Here is a 20,480-nt window from a genome sequence, read left to right as displayed (position 1 = left end):
CTCCTCTATTTAATCAGAGCAACTTTTATCAATAAGTTATTTGAACGATTCTGAGCAACTGCCTCAACTCTGGCGAAATAAATGCCTGAGGCAAACTCTGAACAGTCCCATTCTATCTCATCTGCAACCGTTCCGCCCTCAGCGCAACTGGTTAATTCATCGACTAATTCGCCTGTCATATCATATATAGATATAGTGATATTAGCAGGTTCGTCAACATAATATCTAAATATAGTTGAGTTTGAGGCAGGATTGGGATAATTATAAACACTGCCTTCAGAAAGAAAATCCGCGTGCGGCACAACCTCTTTAGACTTGTCTGGCGATAGATACCCTGCCCTGGAAACATCACCGGAGGTTGTCGGCCAGGGATGATCGATAGCCTCATACGCGGCGGCATTAAGATCCCAGGCGGAGATATAACCGGCGGCATCCAATACCGCAATTTCGACATCGGCATCACCGTCAAAATCGCCAACCACCGGCTCGACAGATATCTCGGTTGAGGTTGCCAAAGGAAAATTACCCAGCCTGTCGCCTTGATAGTTTATAGCTGTTAGCCCGCCAATCGGTGTTCTGATAATTATATCAGGCTTGTGATCATTATCGACATCAGCTAATATCGGCTGCTGCCGCGTAATCTCAGTTAAAAGTATTTCAGCAGTATCTGTCATAACAGAATCCATCTCCGCTATATGAACAGGGAATTCCTCAAATAAAACGCCATTATGATTGAAAACATAAGCGGTTAGATATGTATTGCCGCCAACTAATGCAATATCCGGATAGCCATCGGAATTAATATCTCCCAGCGATGGTTGTCCGACGTTTTCTATTTCGACCATATCTAATGACTGGGGTTCGCCGTTATAGATGCATAGATAATCACCGACAGTTATAACCGCATCGCTAATGCTGTCCCCGTTGATATCGCCGCACGCCAAGCCTTTAAATTCTCCTGATGGCAAGGCAATTGATGAATGTTCCGGTATGGAATCCAATGTTGGGCTATAACTGCCAATATAGAGGTATTTACTACCTGCATCATCATAGACGGCAAAAATGGTTGAATCGGCAGCGGCTAAATTCAAGGGGATGCCTGACAAGCTATCAAGCATAAAAACGCCTATTGAATCCGTATCAACCATTCGTATCATATATATTACTGAATTATCAAAACCGGCAAGGATGCCGTCGATTGATGATTCATTATAATCATATGCTATCGGACCTGCTTTCAAAGTATCATCAAAAGCAAAAGCAAAAAGAGAATCTGCTAATGAGTCAATAGGATTAATATCTCTATTATCAAAGACATATAATTTATTAGTACTGTCAAAGCAGGCAATTTCTAAAGAACCGTTGCCGTCAAAATCGAAGGCAATAATATTGCCTGCAATATTCGAATCAAGCTCAGCATAACGAGGAATTTGAAAAATCAAAGAATCTTGATCGAAATTGAACAATAAAAGACCATAATTACTTGGCAGCACTGAGGAACCATCATAGTCTACAGCTAATATTAAATTGCGTCTGGCAGTTAATATTTCAAGCGTATCATCCGCATCGATATCCAAAGCCATCAAACCGCCATTGCCAAAACCGACATCAGGAAAGCACATCATTGGAAAGCCAGGCAGATGCCAATCTACACTTATATTGCAATTCATGATTGTATCCGAGGCAGATATATCAGTAATGGAAATATGCGTATTAGCGCCGAGATTCGAGCGGCTGTTGGGTTGTGTCGATGGCGTCAGTTCGGTATTATTGCCAACTTTGAAAAACTCGGCATCCGAACCGTAATAGCCCCACGAAACATAATTGCCGCCGAAATCAATGATGCCGTCAGCCTCGACAAGCGACACAAAACGGCGGTTGGGGTCCCATTGAAGGGTATTCATCAGGAAGTTTTGCCCGTAGCCGGAGTGATTCATATAAGCGACAGCCTCATCAACATGCCAGATAAGCATGCCATCACCGGGAATAAGCACATCATATTCGAAACTATCGAAAGTGATGAGCTCTCCCCCGTAGCGATAACCGTATTCCGGTCCCAATATCACGCCGGTTGTCGAATCGGCGCGTATATACAGCGTATCAGTATTGGAGTTTCTATAATCCGTTCTTGTCTGGCGATTTTCAATTAGAAAATATTCCATATCCGAAATCGGAACTTTTACTATTTCATTATCATGATGAAGCTGTTCGGCGGCGCTAATTACGATATTAGTGTCATTGGTTATTTCTCTAACCCCTGATATGCCGAGATAAGCTCGCGACCAGGCTTCCGGGTAAACCGGAATAACGCCTGAAACTAAAGCGGAATATTGACCGGCTTCGCCCAGTTCCAGTACAGTCGAGGCACCGTTATTGTCCATCAGGGAAAAATCACCGATAGTGGTCAGGAAACAGGAAGTATTATAAAGATCCACCAAGCCAAGTTGATGGCCAAACTCGTGAGCCATAACTGAATTTATTACAGTAACCCGGTTGTCTTGCGAGGCTGTTTCCGGCATCATGGTAACCTCAGTAATAGCATGCGTACTATCATCAACCCAGATAGTATCGGTAGTCCACAAAAAGCCAGTCCAGAGATCATTAGGGGTATCCTCAACAAAGTATAAATTATTCTGTTGGTCGGCGCCAGCATGGAAAATTAAGTAAGCGTCATACCGGGCAAAATCAATTTCCGGCGCAGTTGTGTCAGCTAATTTGAGCGCATCATGAACAAAATGAACGAGTTGTTCAGCCACTGAAGAGTCAGCCCAGGGTCCGCTACCGCTATAATATGCCATCGAATCCGGCAATCTGAAAGCTGCCGCTTCATCCTCCGGATAAATATCCCAGGTTAAAAAGACATTGCCATCCGAAACATTTTTCCAGTATCGATTCAGGGCAGTCATGTGAGCATTAAAATAAGAAGAATTATGCGGCGCCGGATCGAATTTATGTCCTTCATCTTCGAAAAATTCATCGAGTGTGCGAAGGTCAATATTGCCATTGCCAGTTGTTGTCGGATCGCTATCGGTTTTAAATTCCACTTTAAGGCATAATACGTTTAAAGTATCATGGTCATAGGCTGAAGCCATCGGAACGCCATCAGTCTTTTTCGGCAGACCGAACGGCTTGTCTCTATCGATTCCCAGAAGGTTTTTCTGCGAAACCATAGACCGCAATTGTTCCGGTTTCTGCTGAACTTCTCTTTTTTGATTTATTATCCTGCCGTCAACCTGATCGGGAACATATAATGTCGAACCGTCTCCGTAAGCGGCTATAGAAAACAAAATCACTATGCTAACTACATATTTTAACATCAACACATCCGTTAAAAACAAACATTCATAGAGAAGCGCATGGTATCTCCCATACGATTATAATCTGCATCAGATTCCGGCACATAAGAGAAATCAAATCGGTAATTCGTCCATTGCATCGAAGCGCCTAATGTAAAATATCTCTGCACGCCTATTTCATCATAAATATAGCCGGCTCTTAACGACACATAATTGGAATACCAATATTCCATTCCTATATGCGGAATGATTTCTTTGATTTCTGTCTTAATATCATCATTAAGATCTAAAAGCAGTTTGTCGGCTTCACCAATAACCGTTAATTTATTATATGGCGAGTCAACCACTTTATAAGCCATAGCCACTGCCAGCTTGCGCGGGAGCGGATCAGCCTGGTCGGTATCGATATAGGAGATATCCGGTCCGATATTGGTTACGGTAGCTGCAAAAGTTGTTTTTGGGGATATATCGTAAAGTAAACCGCCATCCATTGCGAATGAAAAGCCAGTGCCCGAACCTCTTTCAGCGCCGGCGCCAAAATCCGACAAGTGGGAATTTATATACCGGGCCGACAAACCGGCTGACAGATTTTTCATCAATCTGGTGCCGTATGACACGGTAACAGCCATATCGTAGGGATAAAAATTGCCCGCTGGTTCGCCAGTTTCGGTCGTTCGAAGCATCTCTCCCATCGATAAGTATGTTACGCCAATACCAAATGTCCCCCACTCGCTTGTTGGATAAACAAACGAGAAGAATTCAAAATAGAGATCATCATCAACAGCAAGCTGAACCAAATAATTAGAATGCATAAAGGTAATTTGCTTTTGAGCCTTAGATAAAATAAACACTTTATTAGCAGTCGCGAACCACATCTCACCCGATTCTGTTTTGATTGTATGAGCAGGTATTTTCGCTAACTCCAATTTGGGAAATCTGCTCCATATCCCGTCATTGAATTCAACAACCCCAAACGATGTGCCAATATAAGCTTTCTTTGATGATGGCACCGCAATGGAGAGAATGGGAGAACCTAAAGCGTTGGCATAAACCATCACGCTCTTGCCCTCTGCTACGGTATCACTATCCAGCCTGTTGTATTGCTTAATCATTTTAACCAACTGCTGGATTTTTTCGGGAGTTGGATCGGGCAATAATTCCCTGGCAATATTTTCAACCGAGGTTTCTTTTTCAGCAGTATATTGCCTATACCCGAAATGGAAGAAAGACTCGCCGTTAAACATAACAACACCGCGGCTGGTGCCTATCCATAATATTTTATCCTTAGACGACATCGATAGAACCCTACCGCGGATAACAGGCTTATAAGGAAGTTTTATTTTCTGGCCAACCGCTATATCGCCCTTGATACCATTAAAGTCTGTAATTTTATTTTTTAAGTTTTCTTTATCAATTACGGCGATAGCCCTATAAAACGATTCGATAATATTATCTAAATCCTCGCCAATTGTAACCTCGCGGGTGTGATAATTCTTCCATTCCTTACTATTAAAATAATATAAATCTTTGGAAGTTGCCGCCCATACATTGCGATTGCCGGCGGTGGAAATATAGGCGATAGGTTCGGATGGCGCGTTTGTATCGGGAGCATAGTTTTTAATCTTAGCTCCATCATAATATACTATTCCCTTATCAGTTCCAATAACTATGCTTTTACGGCGATATTTTGCCAAAGCGGTTATTTTCAATGAGGGAAGGTTGTCGTCAAGACCGTATCGTTTCCATTTTCTTCTTTTTGGGTCATAACGGAAAAAACCATCATCGGCGCCCACATACAGCATGCCTCCATGAGATTCAAGGCAATTAATAGGTGAATTTAAGACTATATCCAAAGGAATTTCGATTTTTTCAATCGCTCTTTTTTTAATTATCGGGTCAAACCCGAAAGCAATAGAATCAAGTTCAGAGATTGACATCTGGTCATCCGAAAGGCTGTTATTGACCATGTCCTCAAATACAGTAAAATCATTTTGGGCAATTTTTAAATCGCCCCAGGCAGTTTTGAGGCGTTCGAATCCGTTAGTTATCTCTTCTATATATTGATAGTCATCCGGAATGTACGGCAATAACGCCAACTCAAGCGAGTCGATTCTTTCCAGCGCAAATTCACTATTGAGACTGACTAATTTATCGTAATAGGGTTTTACTTGTTCCTCATCCATACCGGTATAGCGAAGAATGATGCTTTTTATCGACCTACCCTTATCCAAGCGCTGAACTATTTTAGTTATCCATTCTCCCTCTTTATACTTTGCCAGATGACCATTGATAATTGCCCAAATATCATACTGCTTGAAGTTAATATCAGGTAGATCGTTTTTAACCAGAGCGATTTTTGTGATTTCCTGACCTTCTGAGGTTGTATGCTCTATCCAATCTGGTGATAATGGGTATCTGCCCAAACCTGCCGGATTCCAATGAACAGCGGTTGCATCATTGGCAATCGCCACGAATGTTTCTCCCATTCCGCCAGCCCTTGCTCCCGGAGCAATCAATAAAAACGGCACAGCGTTCTGAGAAACCTGTCCAAAGAGACTAGCAGTTAGCAATATCATCAAAACCGGCAAGCAAACCAGTGATTTTTTCATTTTCTCCTCCATAATTATCATCCGATTGAATATGTTATCGTCAAGTAATTAGTCTTATTCAGTTCTTACCTCTTTCATTGCTTTCAAATTGCAAACTTAGTATATTATAAATTAAATTAACAAAATCAACATTTCTTTGAAATCATCTGAAAATCACCAATTTCGATTGAAAATTTGACTTCCTCTCTATGTTATCGATTCCCGTTCCTACCGCCTCAATTTTATAAATGTATACGCCCGTAGCAAGTTTATCGTTGTCATCATCTCGAAGATTGTAAGCTATGTATCTGTAGCCGCTGGATGTATGTTCGGGATCATACAAATTGAAGCTTTTGACTTTCCTGCCAGCTAAGGTGAATATTTTCAGCGATACTTTTTCAGCATCATTGGTAAGCATATACTGAAATGATGTCGAGTCGGCATGCCTTACAGGATTGGGATAGTTCATAACCTCCTTAATAGCAAATTGTTCATTCTCGTACGCCTGAATGCAGGCAGTAAGCAATGATGAGTTGTTATAGTTGTCCCAAGCTTTTAGGGAAATCTGATGTTCGCCAACCGGTAAATTTTCAATTTCGAATATTGCGGCGCCTTGCTGCCAATCGCCCATATCAAATACGAAATTATCGGTTATATCCATCGAATACAGATCGCCATTATCAATTTTCATCCGAATTTCATGTCCCATAGAGCCGGTAATATTAATACCGTGTTCATCAAATAATCTAACTTCAAATTCAGGCTTTGTCGATACGGCGACAATACTGCTGCTCAAGCTTTGGTCTTTATATAAAATTTCAATCGCAGGACCGGTTGAATCCTCCTCAGCCGAAAAGTTTCCGGTAATCGCAAGCGTATCTGTAACTCCCGAACCATCGTTCTCGCCATTTTCAAAATAAACATAAATCTTGCCGCTTGTTCCGCCATAGGTTACATCCTTGGGGATAAAAAAGGATGTTGAAAAATAGCCGTTTACAATTTCAGCAGGACCAATAAATATTGTTGGTCCTGGTAAAATATATTCAATGGTTGATTCCGGAACGAGAGGAACATTGTTATAATTCAATAAAATTTTATTTCTGTTAATCGATGCGTCCTTAACCAGAACCCAAACCGTGCCGTTAAAATCTGTTAGAGTATCACCATTATCATCACAAACATAACCAGCCAGCGAATCAACCGTTAAGCCTGTTAATGAATCGGGTTGATGGCTAAATGTAATATCTAAATTGGGTTTGCCTGCGATTAAGGCGGGGTCTCCCATCAACATGAATTTCCTGCTATTACTGCTTTGGCGCAAATATTTTGCGATATATAGAGCCTCGCCGAACGATTTTAATTCACTCACCAGCAATTGATCAAATATTTCCTTATTCAAGGTGCTGTTAGACCCTCCGCCAACCAATCTGGTAGCGGCTATTGAGGCTATTCCTCCACCATTAGGATGACGGATAAAATCTTCCGATAATCCCTGTTCGATAGGGTGATCGAAAAATCCGATTGAACACGAGGCTGATATTATTAGGGGTAATTTATCGAGATTATTAAGATAGGGCATATCCTCAACGCGTCTAAATAAAAATTCATGCGCCCATAAGCTTTTATGGCCATGGCCAATCCAATTGACAATAAGACCGCCATCATTAAAAGCGCTGATTAGGTCATTGCGAGCGTCTGGTTTAGCATTGCCGGCTCTAATCGGATATTCCATAAGGTATATTTTTTGTATTTCAAATGAGCCTGGCACATGAAAATTAGCTAAGGTTTCAGCCTGAGTCGTATGATACGTTTCATGGGTATCGCCAGCGGTTAAATTATCATCAGCAGCAATAATTATATTATTACGCCACCTTCCCATCGTTGGGTTAGCCTCATAATTAATAATTTTATTCAGCATAACTTCCATCTGATCGGTATTATTAGCCGGCAATCTGCCAATAATCATATCGGGGCTATCATCGCTGTCGGAATCGAGGTAGCCATAAGTGCCGAAATAAACATAGTTTTCATCAGAACCAAATCCGGGCGAAACTTCGTACGGCGGTATAAACATTAAACCGCCCGAATATATATTATTGCGATAATCGTAATGACCATCCCCAACCAAAACCACATATGATGGTTGAGGGTCTGCCCAGTTTTCGAAAGCATATTTCAAGAAATCTCTAATAGCCAGAGGGTCGAAAAGTCCCCAACTAAACTGATTATAAATATCCTCAATTTTTACTACTTTTGCAGTCATGCCGGGCGATATGTTCTCCCTATGGGCGGCTAATGCCAATGACTGGTCATAAAATTCTTCATGAGTAATAATTATATATTCAGCGCTATTGGATGTCGAACGGAGATTGTCGGCTAAAGGATCATATAGTGAGATATTGTATAAGTTTTTATAAGCTGCTGGACTGGCAAGATAAAATGTACGCTTAGCATCGCGAACATTATGAAATTCCAGGCTGTCTCCAACTAATTCTGCGTTTATTAATCTGGAAACGCTGTCAGGATAAGTAATATCTAAAAGCAAATAGTCAGACGGAACATTAGTTAGGCGATATTCCACTATGCCTGCGGTGTCGGGGCTGTAAAATTTTAATTCATTATCATCTATTGTCAACCAGCGGTTGTAAATAATATCAATATAATCGAGATGAAAAGCCTCGCTATTATCGATTAATGAAATATCGTTAAAACTGGTTCCGCTATTTAGATTTGTGGTGTGATATGTCGAAAAGCCATTCATATAGTCAATTCTTGTTGCCGGAGAATTATTGACAGTTAATTCATCAAAACCGGAGTCAGTTCTTAATTTAATAACAGCATTGTTGCCGGCAACGACATTAGCGAGCCTGACATTCGCAGAAAATTCCTTATTGAAACCCCAGTAGCATTCGAAATAATTATCCGAAATTATTTTCATTATGTTTTCTTTTTCCTGATGAACATACTCATTATATTTGTCAACAGCATAGCTGTACGAACCATCCGGAGAACTATCGATATTATTCCATCTTCTTGGCGAGCCTGCAAAACTGCTGCCATAAGTCAGCCAGTAGACATTTTTTGAAGTATAATGGTTTAATATATAGTCGAATTCTTGACTATTATCATCATATTCGTAACGATCAACAGATTCGGCGTAAAAAAGCAAATAATCGCCATCGTTAAATATACCATCCTCGGAACCATAAAAATAAATCGGTATCTCTCTAAACTGGGGACGAGGGTCATCATTATCGGTAGAAAGCTCCAATCCGCCGCCATAAAATATTCTAAGCTCGCGGGGATCAACTTCATCTATATCTATGCCCGCGGCGCTCAACTGAAACCTTGAGATTTTATAGATTCCGGAGCTGGTTGCTTCAAGTTTTAGCCAAACCTCAGAGGAATCAAAAGATGACTGAGCCGTCATGGATTTGAATGGTATTGGCGGCCAGTAAACACGCCAGTTTTTAGCGATAGCATAATTAGCGACAACACTGTTAAGAATTTTATCATAAACTTTGCCTATAGGACGGGGCTGCTGACGTTTTAACTGATTATCATAATTATAATCAACTCTTACGGTAATAGACTGAGCTTTATATAAAGCTCCATTTTCTATTTTGGCGGCGGTAAGATTGATTTTAATAACCTTTAATCCCCTGATAATTTCCTGTTTGCCCAATGAAGCGATTTGCGGCGGCCAATTTTTATACAGCGTTTGCTTGGATGCTTTGGCTTGAAACTGCTTTTCCGATGATTCTTGAATATAATTCGGAACTTCAACTTCACCGATTCGAGTATAATTCTGGCTAATAATTGTTATAGTTGGCTTTGCCGAAAACGGCATTCCAACCGGAATTACCTTAACAGGAAGCAAGGGCTTGCCGGCAATGCAGCTTTGCATAGTGTGGGACATAGATGGAAATTTATATTGTTTCGGGTAACCGTTAACACTCTCCAGCGCAATATCAGGCGCATTATAAGTAAATGTGATTCCTGATTCATCGGATGAAACAACCCGTATATCGTTATCGAATATATAATTGTCTGCAATAGCGGGGCTAATAAGCAGAGAAATTAATATGATTGTTTTTATCGCATCCCCGATGAGTTTCATCAACTCCTCCCTGCAAATCCGGTAAAAAATATTATAATAACCGGATTATTATTCTGGCTTCAAGGATTTACTCTTCTGTTTTAGTTCGGCTCAAATACCGTCGTTCCTTTAGCCAGATACGATAAAAACTCCTTTCTCTTAGGCAAAAGATATACAAAATTAAACTATTGTCAAGCGACTTTAGCCTGCAATCTCCTTATTTATAAATGATGCCGAGCCTTCAGCCCTAAAACCCTTAATAAAATCACACGCCGTTTTATATGCATCGTCTTCGGCGGCCTTGGTATATTTGTCCGGAATACTGTCAATTTCCTTTTTAAACGGTTTTGCCGCCATCTTAATACTTTTACTTTCCTTTTCTGCCCATTGTTTCATCTGCGCCATTAAATCAGGCGGTAAATTATCATGCGCAATATTCTGCCATTGAGTGCCTACATTTCCCTTACGTATACCATAATCGGCAAATTTACCTACTAAGTGAAGCGGCGTGCCTGTTATTCCATGCTGAGCAATTCTGACTCCCTTATCTTTGATTGCCTGATAAATTTCACCGGTTCGGTTTAGGTCAATACTAACTTCTTCGCCTTCGAGATAATTGCCATGTTTTGAACCGTTGTTGATTGCTAAAAGATTCGGCTTAACACCCTTTTCCCAGAGACCATCGATAAAAGACTGACCTTCCTCAACAGTAGTAATTTCCCCCTTCTGGCCGGCAGATTTCACCTCGCCAACCTCAACCTCAAGACCCCATCCGGCATCAATTATCGGCTGGGCTAACATCGTTGTAATGCGTAAATTGTCTTCATGCTCATTAAATGATGCATCAATAGCATAGGAAGTGTATCCGGCATCCAACTCGGCTCTGATTAAAGCCTTAGCCGCTTCGACTTCCTTATCGCTGGTATTTTTTACGGTAATATGATCGCCATGAATGAAAAAGGGCATTTCGAGTCCTGTTTTTTCGGCATAATCAACCAGCATCTCGAAAAATATCCGGGGCGTTTGACCGGTATAGCCGCCATCGATATGTCCCTCGCTTTTAGCCAGTTCAAACCCGACTATTGCATCCAGTTCCTGAGCGGCTTTCATAATCCCCGGCACCACATGTTTGATACGGATATTGCAAGCCATCATGATTATTTTTTTATCGCGGATAGTCTCGAAAATATCCTTGCTGTTGAGAAGACATACTTTGCTTTTTGAGCCAAGTTTCGCCTTGATTGAATCCGGCACTTTTTCTAACAGTTTTGTATATGCCATCTTAACTCCTTCTAACTTTTGTTATCGAGCATATGTTCCAAATCTAATTTATCAACCATGTTATTAATACCGCCAATATTAATGCCGGTAAAAGATTGCCAACTTTAATCTTGGCTAAACCGAGAAGGTTTATGGCTATTCCAAGCATAATCACTCCGCCGGTTGCCGACATCTCATTTATCACCATTTCACTCAAGAAAGTTTGAAAATATCTGGCCGTTAAAGTTAAAGCACCCTGATAAACAAACACGACTATTGCCGAAAACAACACCCCGGCACCCAGTGCCGCCGATAGAGCCATCGCTGCAAAACCATCCATAAGCGACTTGATGAAAATAAGTTCGCTACTATTATAAAGGCCATCCTCAAATGAACCGACTATCGTCATCGGCCCGACGCAAAAAAGCAGTGAGGCGGTTACAAAGCCCAAAACGAAATCGCTGCTGGATGAACCGGTTCTCTTTTTTAAATAATCGCCAAGCTTAGCAAGTTTTTCCTCAATTTGAAGCCATTGCCCGATAAGCCCGCCGAAAACCAATGAGCCGACTACAATTAATACACTTTCGGTTTTTACAGCCATCTTTATGCCAATTAATACAGTTACAAGCCCAAGAGAGGTTAATATTATGCTCTTATATTTATCTTTAAGCTTTCCGCCGGTAATAAGGCCTAAAGCAGAACCGGTAAGAACGGCGCCTGTATTGACAATAAATCCAACCATAATATGAAATGATATAAGAGTTCGATATAATTATGGCAAGTATTTTTATGATTTGCCTATTGTTGTTGGCGCACGAGGACGTACGCCAACCACTATATAATGCCATTTGATGTTGTGTCAGTTCGCAGTCCGCCTAAGGCGGATGAACTGACACGTTTTGCTTGACAGGAAATCGGCAGGTTATCCTACTTCACAACAACCTGCTTTAAAAGTTCATATCCCTCGACAAATACATATTCATTTGCTTGAATACTATATATAAATTGACTTTATGAATCCGCTGATTTAATATCAATAATATTATGGCTAATACTTTTACATTAAAACAGAAACTCATGCTCTTTTTTGCCGGTTTTCTGGGTTATCTGTTAATTAACCTGTTAGGCCTTACCTGGAAAGTCAAATTGGCTGGCTATACTGACATGAATCCGCAGAATAATACTGATAAAAAGCGGATTTACTGCTTCTGGCATAACCATATTCTGGGCTTAGCCTATACTCAACAGAAAAATAATGTGGGGATATTAATATCATCCCATTTTGATGGGGAAATTATTGCCCGTATTGTCGCCTGCATGGGTTATCATCCGATACGCGGCTCATCTACAAAAGGCGGCGCCGCCGGTTTAGTATCGATGTTGAAGAACAAAGATGTCCGGTATCTGGCATTTACCGCTGATGGTCCTCGCGGCCCAAAAGGCATTTTTAAACCGGGCTCGATATACCTTGCGTCAAAAACAGGACTGCCAATTGTGCCAATCACCTGCAATAGCTCTAAGAAATGGGTATTGTCATCATGGGATAAATTCGAGATTCCCAAACCATTTGCCAAGGTGGTTGTATGTTTCGGCGCGCCAATCCAGATTGGGGAAATCTCCGGGCATAAACAAATTAAAGAACAAGCCAATCAATTAGCCAAGGCATTAAACGAGATAGAAAATTGTTTATAATTTATCAAATATTGCTCATAATAGGGATTATAATAGCCTGTCCGTATCTTTTATTAAGAGCAATTTTTGGCGGTCATGGAGTAAAAGAAAGGCTGGGTATTTGGAATTTCGTTCCGGATAACAGGAAAACAGTCTGGTTTCACGCCGCCTCAATGGGCGAACAAAAAATTATTTCCACGATATTGCCCGAGTTAATAAAACTGGCTCCGGATATGCGGATTATAATTACAACTATTACCAAAACAGGCAAAGCTAAAGCTGAAAAAATGCCGTTTAATATTGAAGCCTTCTATCTTCCAGCTGATTTGGTTTTTATTGTTAACAGGGTTATTAAAAAAATGAAACCATCGCTTTTTATATTAGTCGAAACAGAATTATGGCCGGCTTTGATAAAACAGATGCATAAATCAGGCGCGAAAATAGCCTTGGTTAATGGCCGCATATCCAATAAATCTTTCAGGTATTACAAGTTTTTGATTCCTCTGTCATCCAATATGCTAAGGGATATTGATTATATTATAACTCAAACCGATAATGACTCGGAAAGATTTCTAAAGCTTGGCGCGGCGCCTGCCAATGTTGCGGTTTACGGTAATGCCAAATTCGATCAGGTATTACTCACAAACCCCAAGCCTCCCGATAAAGTAATAACGGACTTCCTGACCATCGGTAAACCTTTTGTTTTTATTGCAGGTTCGGTAAGAGCCGGTGAAATTAAAATCATCGTCAAAACGGCAGGCAATATTTCCAACCAGATTGCTAAATATAGAATAGTAATTGCCCCGCGCCACATGAAAGATTTAAACAATCTGGAAACAGCTATGCAAATGGCAAGCCTTTCATATATCAAGAGAAGCAAATTTACCAGCCAATCATTTAAAGACAAATCTATATTAATACTTGACACAATGGGCGAGCTTGGCGGCCTTTATCGTTTTACGGATTTGGCATTTATAGGAGGCTCGCTGGTTAAAATCGGCGGCCATGACCCGCTTGAACCAGCCTCATCGGGCTGCGCAGTATGTTTTGGACCTTATATGGATAACAGCCGCCTTTTCGCTGATATTCTAATTGACAGCGGGGGAGCAGAATATGTTAAAAACAGCGCCGAATTAACCAAGTTAATCCTGAAATTTGCCGCTGATAAAACACTGACAAAAGCAGCCGGCGAAAAAGCCAAGCAGGCAGTTATATCGCATATCGGCGTATCAAAAAAGATTGCCGATAAACTAACGGATTTATTATGATGCCGTCTTTACCGAAAGCTATGCTATGGCCGTTCTCGCTGATTTACGGGGCGGTTATATTCCTCTGGGATTTATATTACAGCCATACCAAGCAGGTAAAACTTCCCTGCAAAGTAATCTCTGTTGGTAATATTACAGTCGGCGGAACCGGCAAGACTCCGCTGGCGATTAAGATTGCCAATCTATCTGTAAAAGCCGGCTATAAAACAGCTATTGTCGCCAGAGGATATAAACGAAAAGCCAAAGGGCTGATTGAAATCAGCGCTAGTTCTAATTGGAGCGATGCCGGCGATGAGCCGTTAGAGATGATTCGTTCGACAGATAATGTGCGGATATATGTCTGCAAATCGAAAACCGAAGCCGCCATTAAAGCCGCCTCTGATGGCGCTGAACTAATTATTATTGACGATGGCTTTCAGCATCGAAGGATTTATCGCGATATTGATATTGTCTGTCTCGATTGGTCGAATCCTTTAGGACCGGGCGGATATATTCCCTACGGATTGCTTCGCGAGCCGCCGGAGGCTCTTCGTCGGGCTGATATTATCATTTATACTTCCTATAATGATATTCAGTCTATGGAGAAACAAACTATCAGCAATGAGGGTGGGATAAAACTATTCTGGTCAGCCTCGAAAATAACCGGTTTTCAAAACATCGCTGATGGTAAAAAAGCAGGTATTGATGAGATAGCGGCCAAAAGAGCAATCGCATTCTGCGGGCTTGGTTCGCCTGCCAAATTTGGTGAAAGTCTGAATAGAATTGGTTTGAAGCCAATAAATTTCATCAGGTTTAGAGACCATCATTGCTATGTGCAGGAGGAAATTGACATCCTTATACAGGCAGCCCGGAAACAGAAAGCGGAGATTTTTGTTGTAACTTTTAAGGATGCGGTAAAAATTGAGGGTTTAAATTTTGGTGATTATGATGTATATTTCGCTAAGTTAGAGATAGATATTATTGATCAATCTGGCAATGGACAAGTTGATGAATTTAGAGAAAAGCTTAAATTATGAGTAAAGAATATGACATTTTGATAATCGGTTCCGGTATTGCCGGTTTGATGTATGCCTTAAAGACGGCTCATCTTGGCAGGGTGGCGATTATCACTAAGAAAAATCGAATGGATACCTCGACAAACTATGCCCAGGGCGGGATAGCCTCAGTTTTTAGCAAGACTGATAGTTTCGAGAATCACATTAATGATACGATAAAAACTGGCGGCGGCATTTGCGATAGCGCAGTTGTCGAAAAAGTAATCAAATCAGGGCCAAGGTATATTAATGAGTTGGCCGAATTAGGCGTAAAATTTACCCGTAAACGCGGGCAGTTTGATCTTGGCCGTGAGGGCGGTCATTCTCAGAAACGGGTAGTTCATTCGGCAGACCATACCGGCCGGAATATTGAAAATGCCCTTTTAGAATCATTGGCAAAACATAAAAATATCGATCTTTATGAAAATAATTCAGCGATAGATATAATCACTCAGCATCAACTGGGCAAGGAAACGCCTAAAAGCGGCCCGAGCTGTTACGGCGTTTATGTGTATGACAATCAACGGATGCAGGTAGAAACATTCCACGCGCGCTTAACGCTTCTGGCGACTGGCGGCGCAGGCTATGTTTATCAGCATACGACTAACCCCGGCATTGCTACCGGCGATGGAATTGCGATGGCTTACCGTGCGGGAGTTAAAGTAGCCAATCTTGAGTTTGTTCAGTTTCATCCAACTCGGCTTTATGCTGTAAATGAAGAGCCATTTTTAATCACTGAGGCTGTTCGCGGCGAGGGCGGTTTGCTTATATCCTCCGATGGCCGCCGGTTTATGGAGGGTCAGCATAAGATGGCGGAACTGGCTCCCCGTGATGTTGTTGCGCGCGCTATAGATATGGTTTTGAAACAAACCGGCGATGATTGCGTTTATCTTGATATTACGAACCGCAGCAAATCATTTCTTGAAGAGCGCTTTCCAACAATTGTCGGGAAATGCCGAAGTATTGGCATCGACCCGGCTAAAGAACCCATACCGGTAGTTCCGGCGGCGCATTATTTTTGCGGCGGCGCGCTTACAGATTTAAACGGCTGTACCTCTATGAAATATCTCCTTGCCGCCGGCGAGGTGGCCTGCACTGGTATGCACGGCGCAAATCGTTTAGCTTCAAACTCGCTTTTGGAGGCAGTAGCTTTTGCCGATTTTGCAGCCGAATGGACTAAAAAAAACTTTGCGAAAATAAAAAAAAGGCGAAAACATTATTTGCCTGATTGGGATGAATCTAAAGTGTTCGATCATAAGGAATGGGTTGTTGTTTCTCACGACCAGCAGACAATCCGCAATTTAATGTGGGATTATGTCGGCATTGTCCGTTCCAATAACAGGTTGAATAAAGCCTATGACCGCTGTCTTATTATGCGCAAACATATCGAGCAGTTCTACCGTAAAAATCCTATCCGCCCAGAGGTGCTTCAGCTTCGTAATATAGCAGATGTTGCTTTAATGCTAATCAGGTGCGCACTCAAACGGAAAGAATCGCGCGGTTTGCATTATAATATCGATTATCCCGATAGGGATGATAAGAATTACAAACATAATACTATCATCCAAAGGAATTTTAATAAGGAAAAATAATGACTGATAAGATTCTGATATTAGATTTCGGCTCGCAATATTCTCAACTTATAACCCGTAAAATACGCGAAAACAACGTTTATTCCGAGTTGGTTAAATATGATGCTGTGCCGCCATCCGCGACTGATAATAATCTGAAAGGCATTATCCTTTCCGGCGGACCGTCATCGGTGCATGATAAAGATGCGCCCCGTATAGACCCGGGCTGGCTTAATCTTGGCTTGCCGGTATTGGGTATATGTTATGGGCTTCAGCATATAACCGAACTGTTTGGCGGGAAAGTCAAGCGCGCTAAAAATCGCGAATATGGTCCCTCGATACTTAGCCGCAAATCGCAGAATTTATCCGGTACGCGCTCGAAACTGCTTAAGAACGTGCCTAAATCATCGAAAGTCTGGATGAGCCATGGCGATTCGGTTGTTAAGCTGGCTGATGGATTTAGCACGACAGCCTTTACGGAAACTCTGCCTCATGCTGTTATCGAAAATAAGGCGAAAAATATCTATGCTCTTCAGTTTCATCCGGAGGTTGCTCATACCGAATACGGCAATACTATCCTCGCTAATTTCATATTTGATATTTGCGGCGCCAAAGCTAACTGGACGCCTGCTTCGTTTATAAAATCTCAGGTGAAATCATTAAAAGAACAGCTTAGCGGTCAGAAAGTTATATGCGCGCTTTCCGGCGGCGTTGATTCAACCGTAACGGCGATGCTTCTTAATAGAGCCATAGGCGAAAATCTTAATTGTGTCTTTATTAATAACGGTCTGCTGCGTCTCAATGAAGCGCAGGAGGTAATTAACTCTTTTAAGAAATTCAAATTAAATCTTAGGTTAGTCGATTCATCCGCATTGTTTTTGAAGCGCCTTACCGGAATTGCTAATCCCGAACGAAAGAGAAAGATTATTGGGCGGACATTTATAGAGGTTTTCTCTCAGGAAGCCAAGAAACTCCAAAAAACATTAAACACTAAAAAGATAAAATATCTTGCTCAGGGGACGCTTTATCCCGATTTAATCGAATCGATTTCGTTTAAGGGGCCATCGGCTACAATTAAATCACATCATAATGTCGGCGGTTTGCCCAAGCGGATGGGCTTAAAGCTTATCGAACCGCTTAAAGAGCTTTTCAAGGATGAGGTGCGAGCGGTTGGCATCAAACTTAACCTGCCGAAACATCTTATCTGGCGTCATCCGTTCCCGGGTCCGGGTTTGGCGGTACGCATTATCGGCTCAATTACCTGGGATAGGCTGGAATTATTGCGCAAAGCTGATGATATTTTCATAAAGGAGCTTCATAAAAACAAGCTGTATGATAAAACCTGGCAGGCGTTTTGTGTGTTGTTGCCGGTTAAGAGTGTTGGCGTGATGGGCGATGAGCGCACTTATGAGAATGTGGTTGCTTTGCGAGCTGTTACCTCCACCGATGCCATGACAGCGGATTGGGCGCGTTTACCGGATGATTTTTTGGCGAATGTTTCCAACCGGATTATAAACGAGGTGAAGGGGATTAATCGGGTTGTGTATGACATATCGAGCAAGCCGCCGGCTACTATTGAGTGGGAGTGAGATAAATAAAGCAGTAAGTAAATATAGATAGTTATGTATTTATTAGGCGATTTTATTAAGATTTTTGTTGCATAATAATAATTAATTATTAAATTAAATGGGGAACAAACCGAATATAAGGTTAGTTTATGCAGATAATGTGCGAAATACGGTGTTAAATTAGCCGGAGAGTCAAATGTTAGTAGAATTTAGAGTAAAGAATTATCGGTCTTTTCGTGATGAGCAGACGCTTAGTATGGTGGCGAGTAATGATAAAAAAACATTGCCTGATAATTGTATGCCTGCAGGTAAACTGCGATTGCTTAAATCAGCTGGAATATATGGACCTAATGCATCAGGAAAAAGTAATCTTATTAAAGCGCTATCTACAATGAAAATAATTGTCAGTAATTCAGCAAACCAAAAACCTGAATCTGAATTACCGATAGAGCCATTTTTTCTTGATGACAATTTAAGCAAAGAGCCAAGTTCTTTTGAAGTAATATTTTATTATAATGATGTGCGATATCAATATGGTTTTACAACAACAAGAGAAAGAATTCATGATGAATGGTTGTTTGCATCTCCTGAAGGTAGATCTCAATTATGGTTTCAACGGATATATGATGAGAAAAAAGATGAAACTGAATGGAAATTTGGGTCTTTTCTTAAAGGTGATAAACAAAAAATAGCAGACAAAACCCGCAATAACTCTTTGTTTACATCTGTTGGTGCACAATGGAATAATGAGCAACTAACCCAAATATATAAGTGGTTTAATAAACATCTTGCATTTATAGCAAAAAATAGTAGTATCGAACTATTTACTGCTATGTTATGTTATTTTTCAAGTAATGACGAGAGATTAAAAAATAAACTTACGAATCATATTATAGATTTGCTTAGGAAAGCTGATTTTGGGATATCCAATATTAATGTTACAAAAAAGCAATTTGAAAAACCTGATTTTCCCGATAAAATGCCTAACATAATTCAAAAAGATATCCTATTTGAAATGGAAAAATCTTCATATGATGTTAAGTTCACGCATCAGAATATAATCAATAATAAAAATATTGAGTTTCCATTGTTGAATGAATCTGATGGGACACAGAGATTTTTCCATCTAATAGGACCAATTTTAGATTCAATAGCTTCCAGGGATACCTTAATAATTGATGAGCTAGAAGAAAGTTTACATCCTTTATTAGCTCATGAATTAATTAAGTATTTTCAAAATTCAGATGTTAATCAAAAAGGCTCTCAGCTAATCTTCGCTACTCATGATACGACTCTTATGAATTCAGAATTGCTTAGAAGAGATCAAATATGGTTTACAGAAAAAGATAAATACGGCGCTACACAATTATATCCGCTATCAGATTATAAACCTCGTAAAAACGAAGCGTTGCAGAGAGGCTATCTATCGGGAAGATATGGCGCTATTCCGATACTTGAGGAATTTGGTTTAGATGGTTAGTAAAGGACGTAAGTTTCTCAAAGATGCCGAAATAAAGCGACGCAAGCCCAAAAAGCATGTAAGAGAAAGAATTTTAATTGCATGTGAAGGATATAAGACTGAACATCAATACTTTAAGATAATTAAACAACAATTCAGAAATTCTTCTTTGATAATTAAAGTTGTTAGCAAAAGGAATAAAGCAGCAGCTATACAAGTTGTCGATAATGCGATTAAGGAGCAAGAAAATGTTGAAAAAAACAGAATTAAAGATCCTTATGATTCAATATGGTGTGTAATTGATGTTGAGGCTCCACATCCTCAAGAAACTCTTGATCAAGCATATAATAAAGCTCAAAAACACAAAATCAAAATTATTCTAAGCAATCCCTGTTTTGAATACTGGTATCTATTACATTTTGAAAAAACAAGTAGGTTAATGCAAAGTTGTGATGAGACCATTAGACTGCTTAAAAACTATCATAGTTCTTACTATGAAAGCGATCTTAGTATAATTGAAAAAGTTCTTGAGCGAAAAGATACCGCTATACAAAATTCTATAGAAGTAATAAATGAAAAGCAATGGGGTAATGATTTAAGAAAGTGTAATCCGTCAACGCATGTTTATAAATTAGTAGAGCATCTCTTTAAAATGCAATCCTGATT

At 40.5% G+C, this 20,480-nt stretch carries 12 protein-coding genes; 7 read left to right on the top strand and 5 right to left on the bottom strand.

Features of this window, described 5'->3' with window-relative positions:
* Positions 1–5 precede the first annotated feature (5 nt).
* From J7K40_12520 to J7K40_12500, 5 genes are all read right to left on the bottom strand, one after another.
* Entirely contained in the window at positions 6–3,317 is a 3,312-nt protein-coding gene (locus J7K40_12520; GenBank protein MCD6163215.1) for a VCBS repeat-containing protein, read from the bottom strand.
* A gap of 11 nt (positions 3,318–3,328) precedes the next feature.
* Positions 3,329–5,905 (bottom strand): PorV/PorQ family protein, encoded by a 2,577-nt coding sequence (locus tag J7K40_12515; GenBank protein ID MCD6163214.1) that lies wholly within the window; start codon positions 5,903–5,905, stop codon positions 3,329–3,331.
* A 142-nt stretch (positions 5,906–6,047) separates the two neighbouring features.
* Positions 6,048–10,004, bottom strand: coding sequence for a type IX secretion system sortase PorU (porU, locus tag J7K40_12510; protein ID MCD6163213.1), 3,957 nt, complete (start codon positions 10,002–10,004; stop codon positions 6,048–6,050).
* Between the two features lie 180 nt (positions 10,005–10,184).
* Complete coding sequence (locus tag J7K40_12505) at positions 10,185–11,264, bottom strand: class II fructose-bisphosphate aldolase (GenBank protein ID MCD6163212.1); 1,080 nt, start codon at positions 11,262–11,264, stop codon at positions 10,185–10,187.
* Between the two features lie 43 nt (positions 11,265–11,307).
* On the bottom strand, positions 11,308–11,985 hold the full coding sequence (locus tag J7K40_12500; GenBank protein MCD6163211.1) for a DUF554 domain-containing protein: 678 nt from the start codon (positions 11,983–11,985) through the stop codon (positions 11,308–11,310).
* A gap of 302 nt (positions 11,986–12,287) precedes the next feature.
* On the opposite strand from J7K40_12500, the gene J7K40_12495 reads away from it, so the two are divergent.
* The 7 genes from J7K40_12495 to J7K40_12465 all read left to right on the top strand — a co-directional run bounded on the left by J7K40_12495 (position 12,288) and on the right by J7K40_12465 (position 20,478).
* Entirely contained in the window at positions 12,288–12,935 is a 648-nt protein-coding gene (locus J7K40_12495) for a lysophospholipid acyltransferase family protein (GenBank protein MCD6163210.1), read from the top strand.
* Positions 12,926–14,182 carry a hypothetical protein gene (locus J7K40_12490; protein MCD6163209.1) on the top strand — a complete coding sequence of 419 codons (1,257 nt, stop codon included), beginning with the start codon at positions 12,926–12,928 and terminating at the stop codon, positions 14,180–14,182. The genes J7K40_12495 and J7K40_12490 overlap by 10 nt, the downstream gene beginning before the upstream one ends.
* Positions 14,179–15,198, top strand: coding sequence for a tetraacyldisaccharide 4'-kinase (gene lpxK, locus J7K40_12485; protein MCD6163208.1), 1,020 nt, complete (start codon positions 14,179–14,181; stop codon positions 15,196–15,198). Before J7K40_12490 ends, lpxK begins: the two co-directional genes overlap by 4 nt.
* The gene (nadB, locus tag J7K40_12480; GenBank protein MCD6163207.1) at positions 15,195–16,808 is read left to right on the top strand and encodes an L-aspartate oxidase; all 1,614 of its coding nucleotides are present in this window, start codon (positions 15,195–15,197) and stop codon (positions 16,806–16,808) included. Before lpxK ends, nadB begins: the two co-directional genes overlap by 4 nt.
* A complete protein-coding gene (gene guaA / locus J7K40_12475) occupies positions 16,808–18,376 on the top strand; it encodes a glutamine-hydrolyzing GMP synthase (protein ID MCD6163206.1) in 1,569 nt (522 codons plus the stop codon). The genes nadB and guaA overlap by 1 nt, the downstream gene beginning before the upstream one ends.
* Positions 18,377–18,551: 175 nt before the next feature.
* A complete protein-coding gene (locus tag J7K40_12470; GenBank protein ID MCD6163205.1) occupies positions 18,552–19,835 on the top strand; it encodes an ATP-binding protein in 1,284 nt (427 codons plus the stop codon).
* Complete coding sequence (locus J7K40_12465; protein ID MCD6163204.1) at positions 19,828–20,478, top strand: RloB domain-containing protein; 651 nt, start codon at positions 19,828–19,830, stop codon at positions 20,476–20,478. The genes J7K40_12470 and J7K40_12465 overlap by 8 nt, the downstream gene beginning before the upstream one ends.
* Positions 20,479–20,480 lie beyond the last annotated feature (2 nt).

It is taken from the genome of Candidatus Zixiibacteriota bacterium (assembly GCA_021159005.1).
In the GTDB taxonomy this organism is placed as follows: Bacteria; Zixibacteria; MSB-5A5; order UBA10806; family 4484-95; genus JAGGSN01.
Note: the sequence above shows the minus strand (reverse complement) of the source record. Positions and strands in the feature narration are given on the sequence as shown.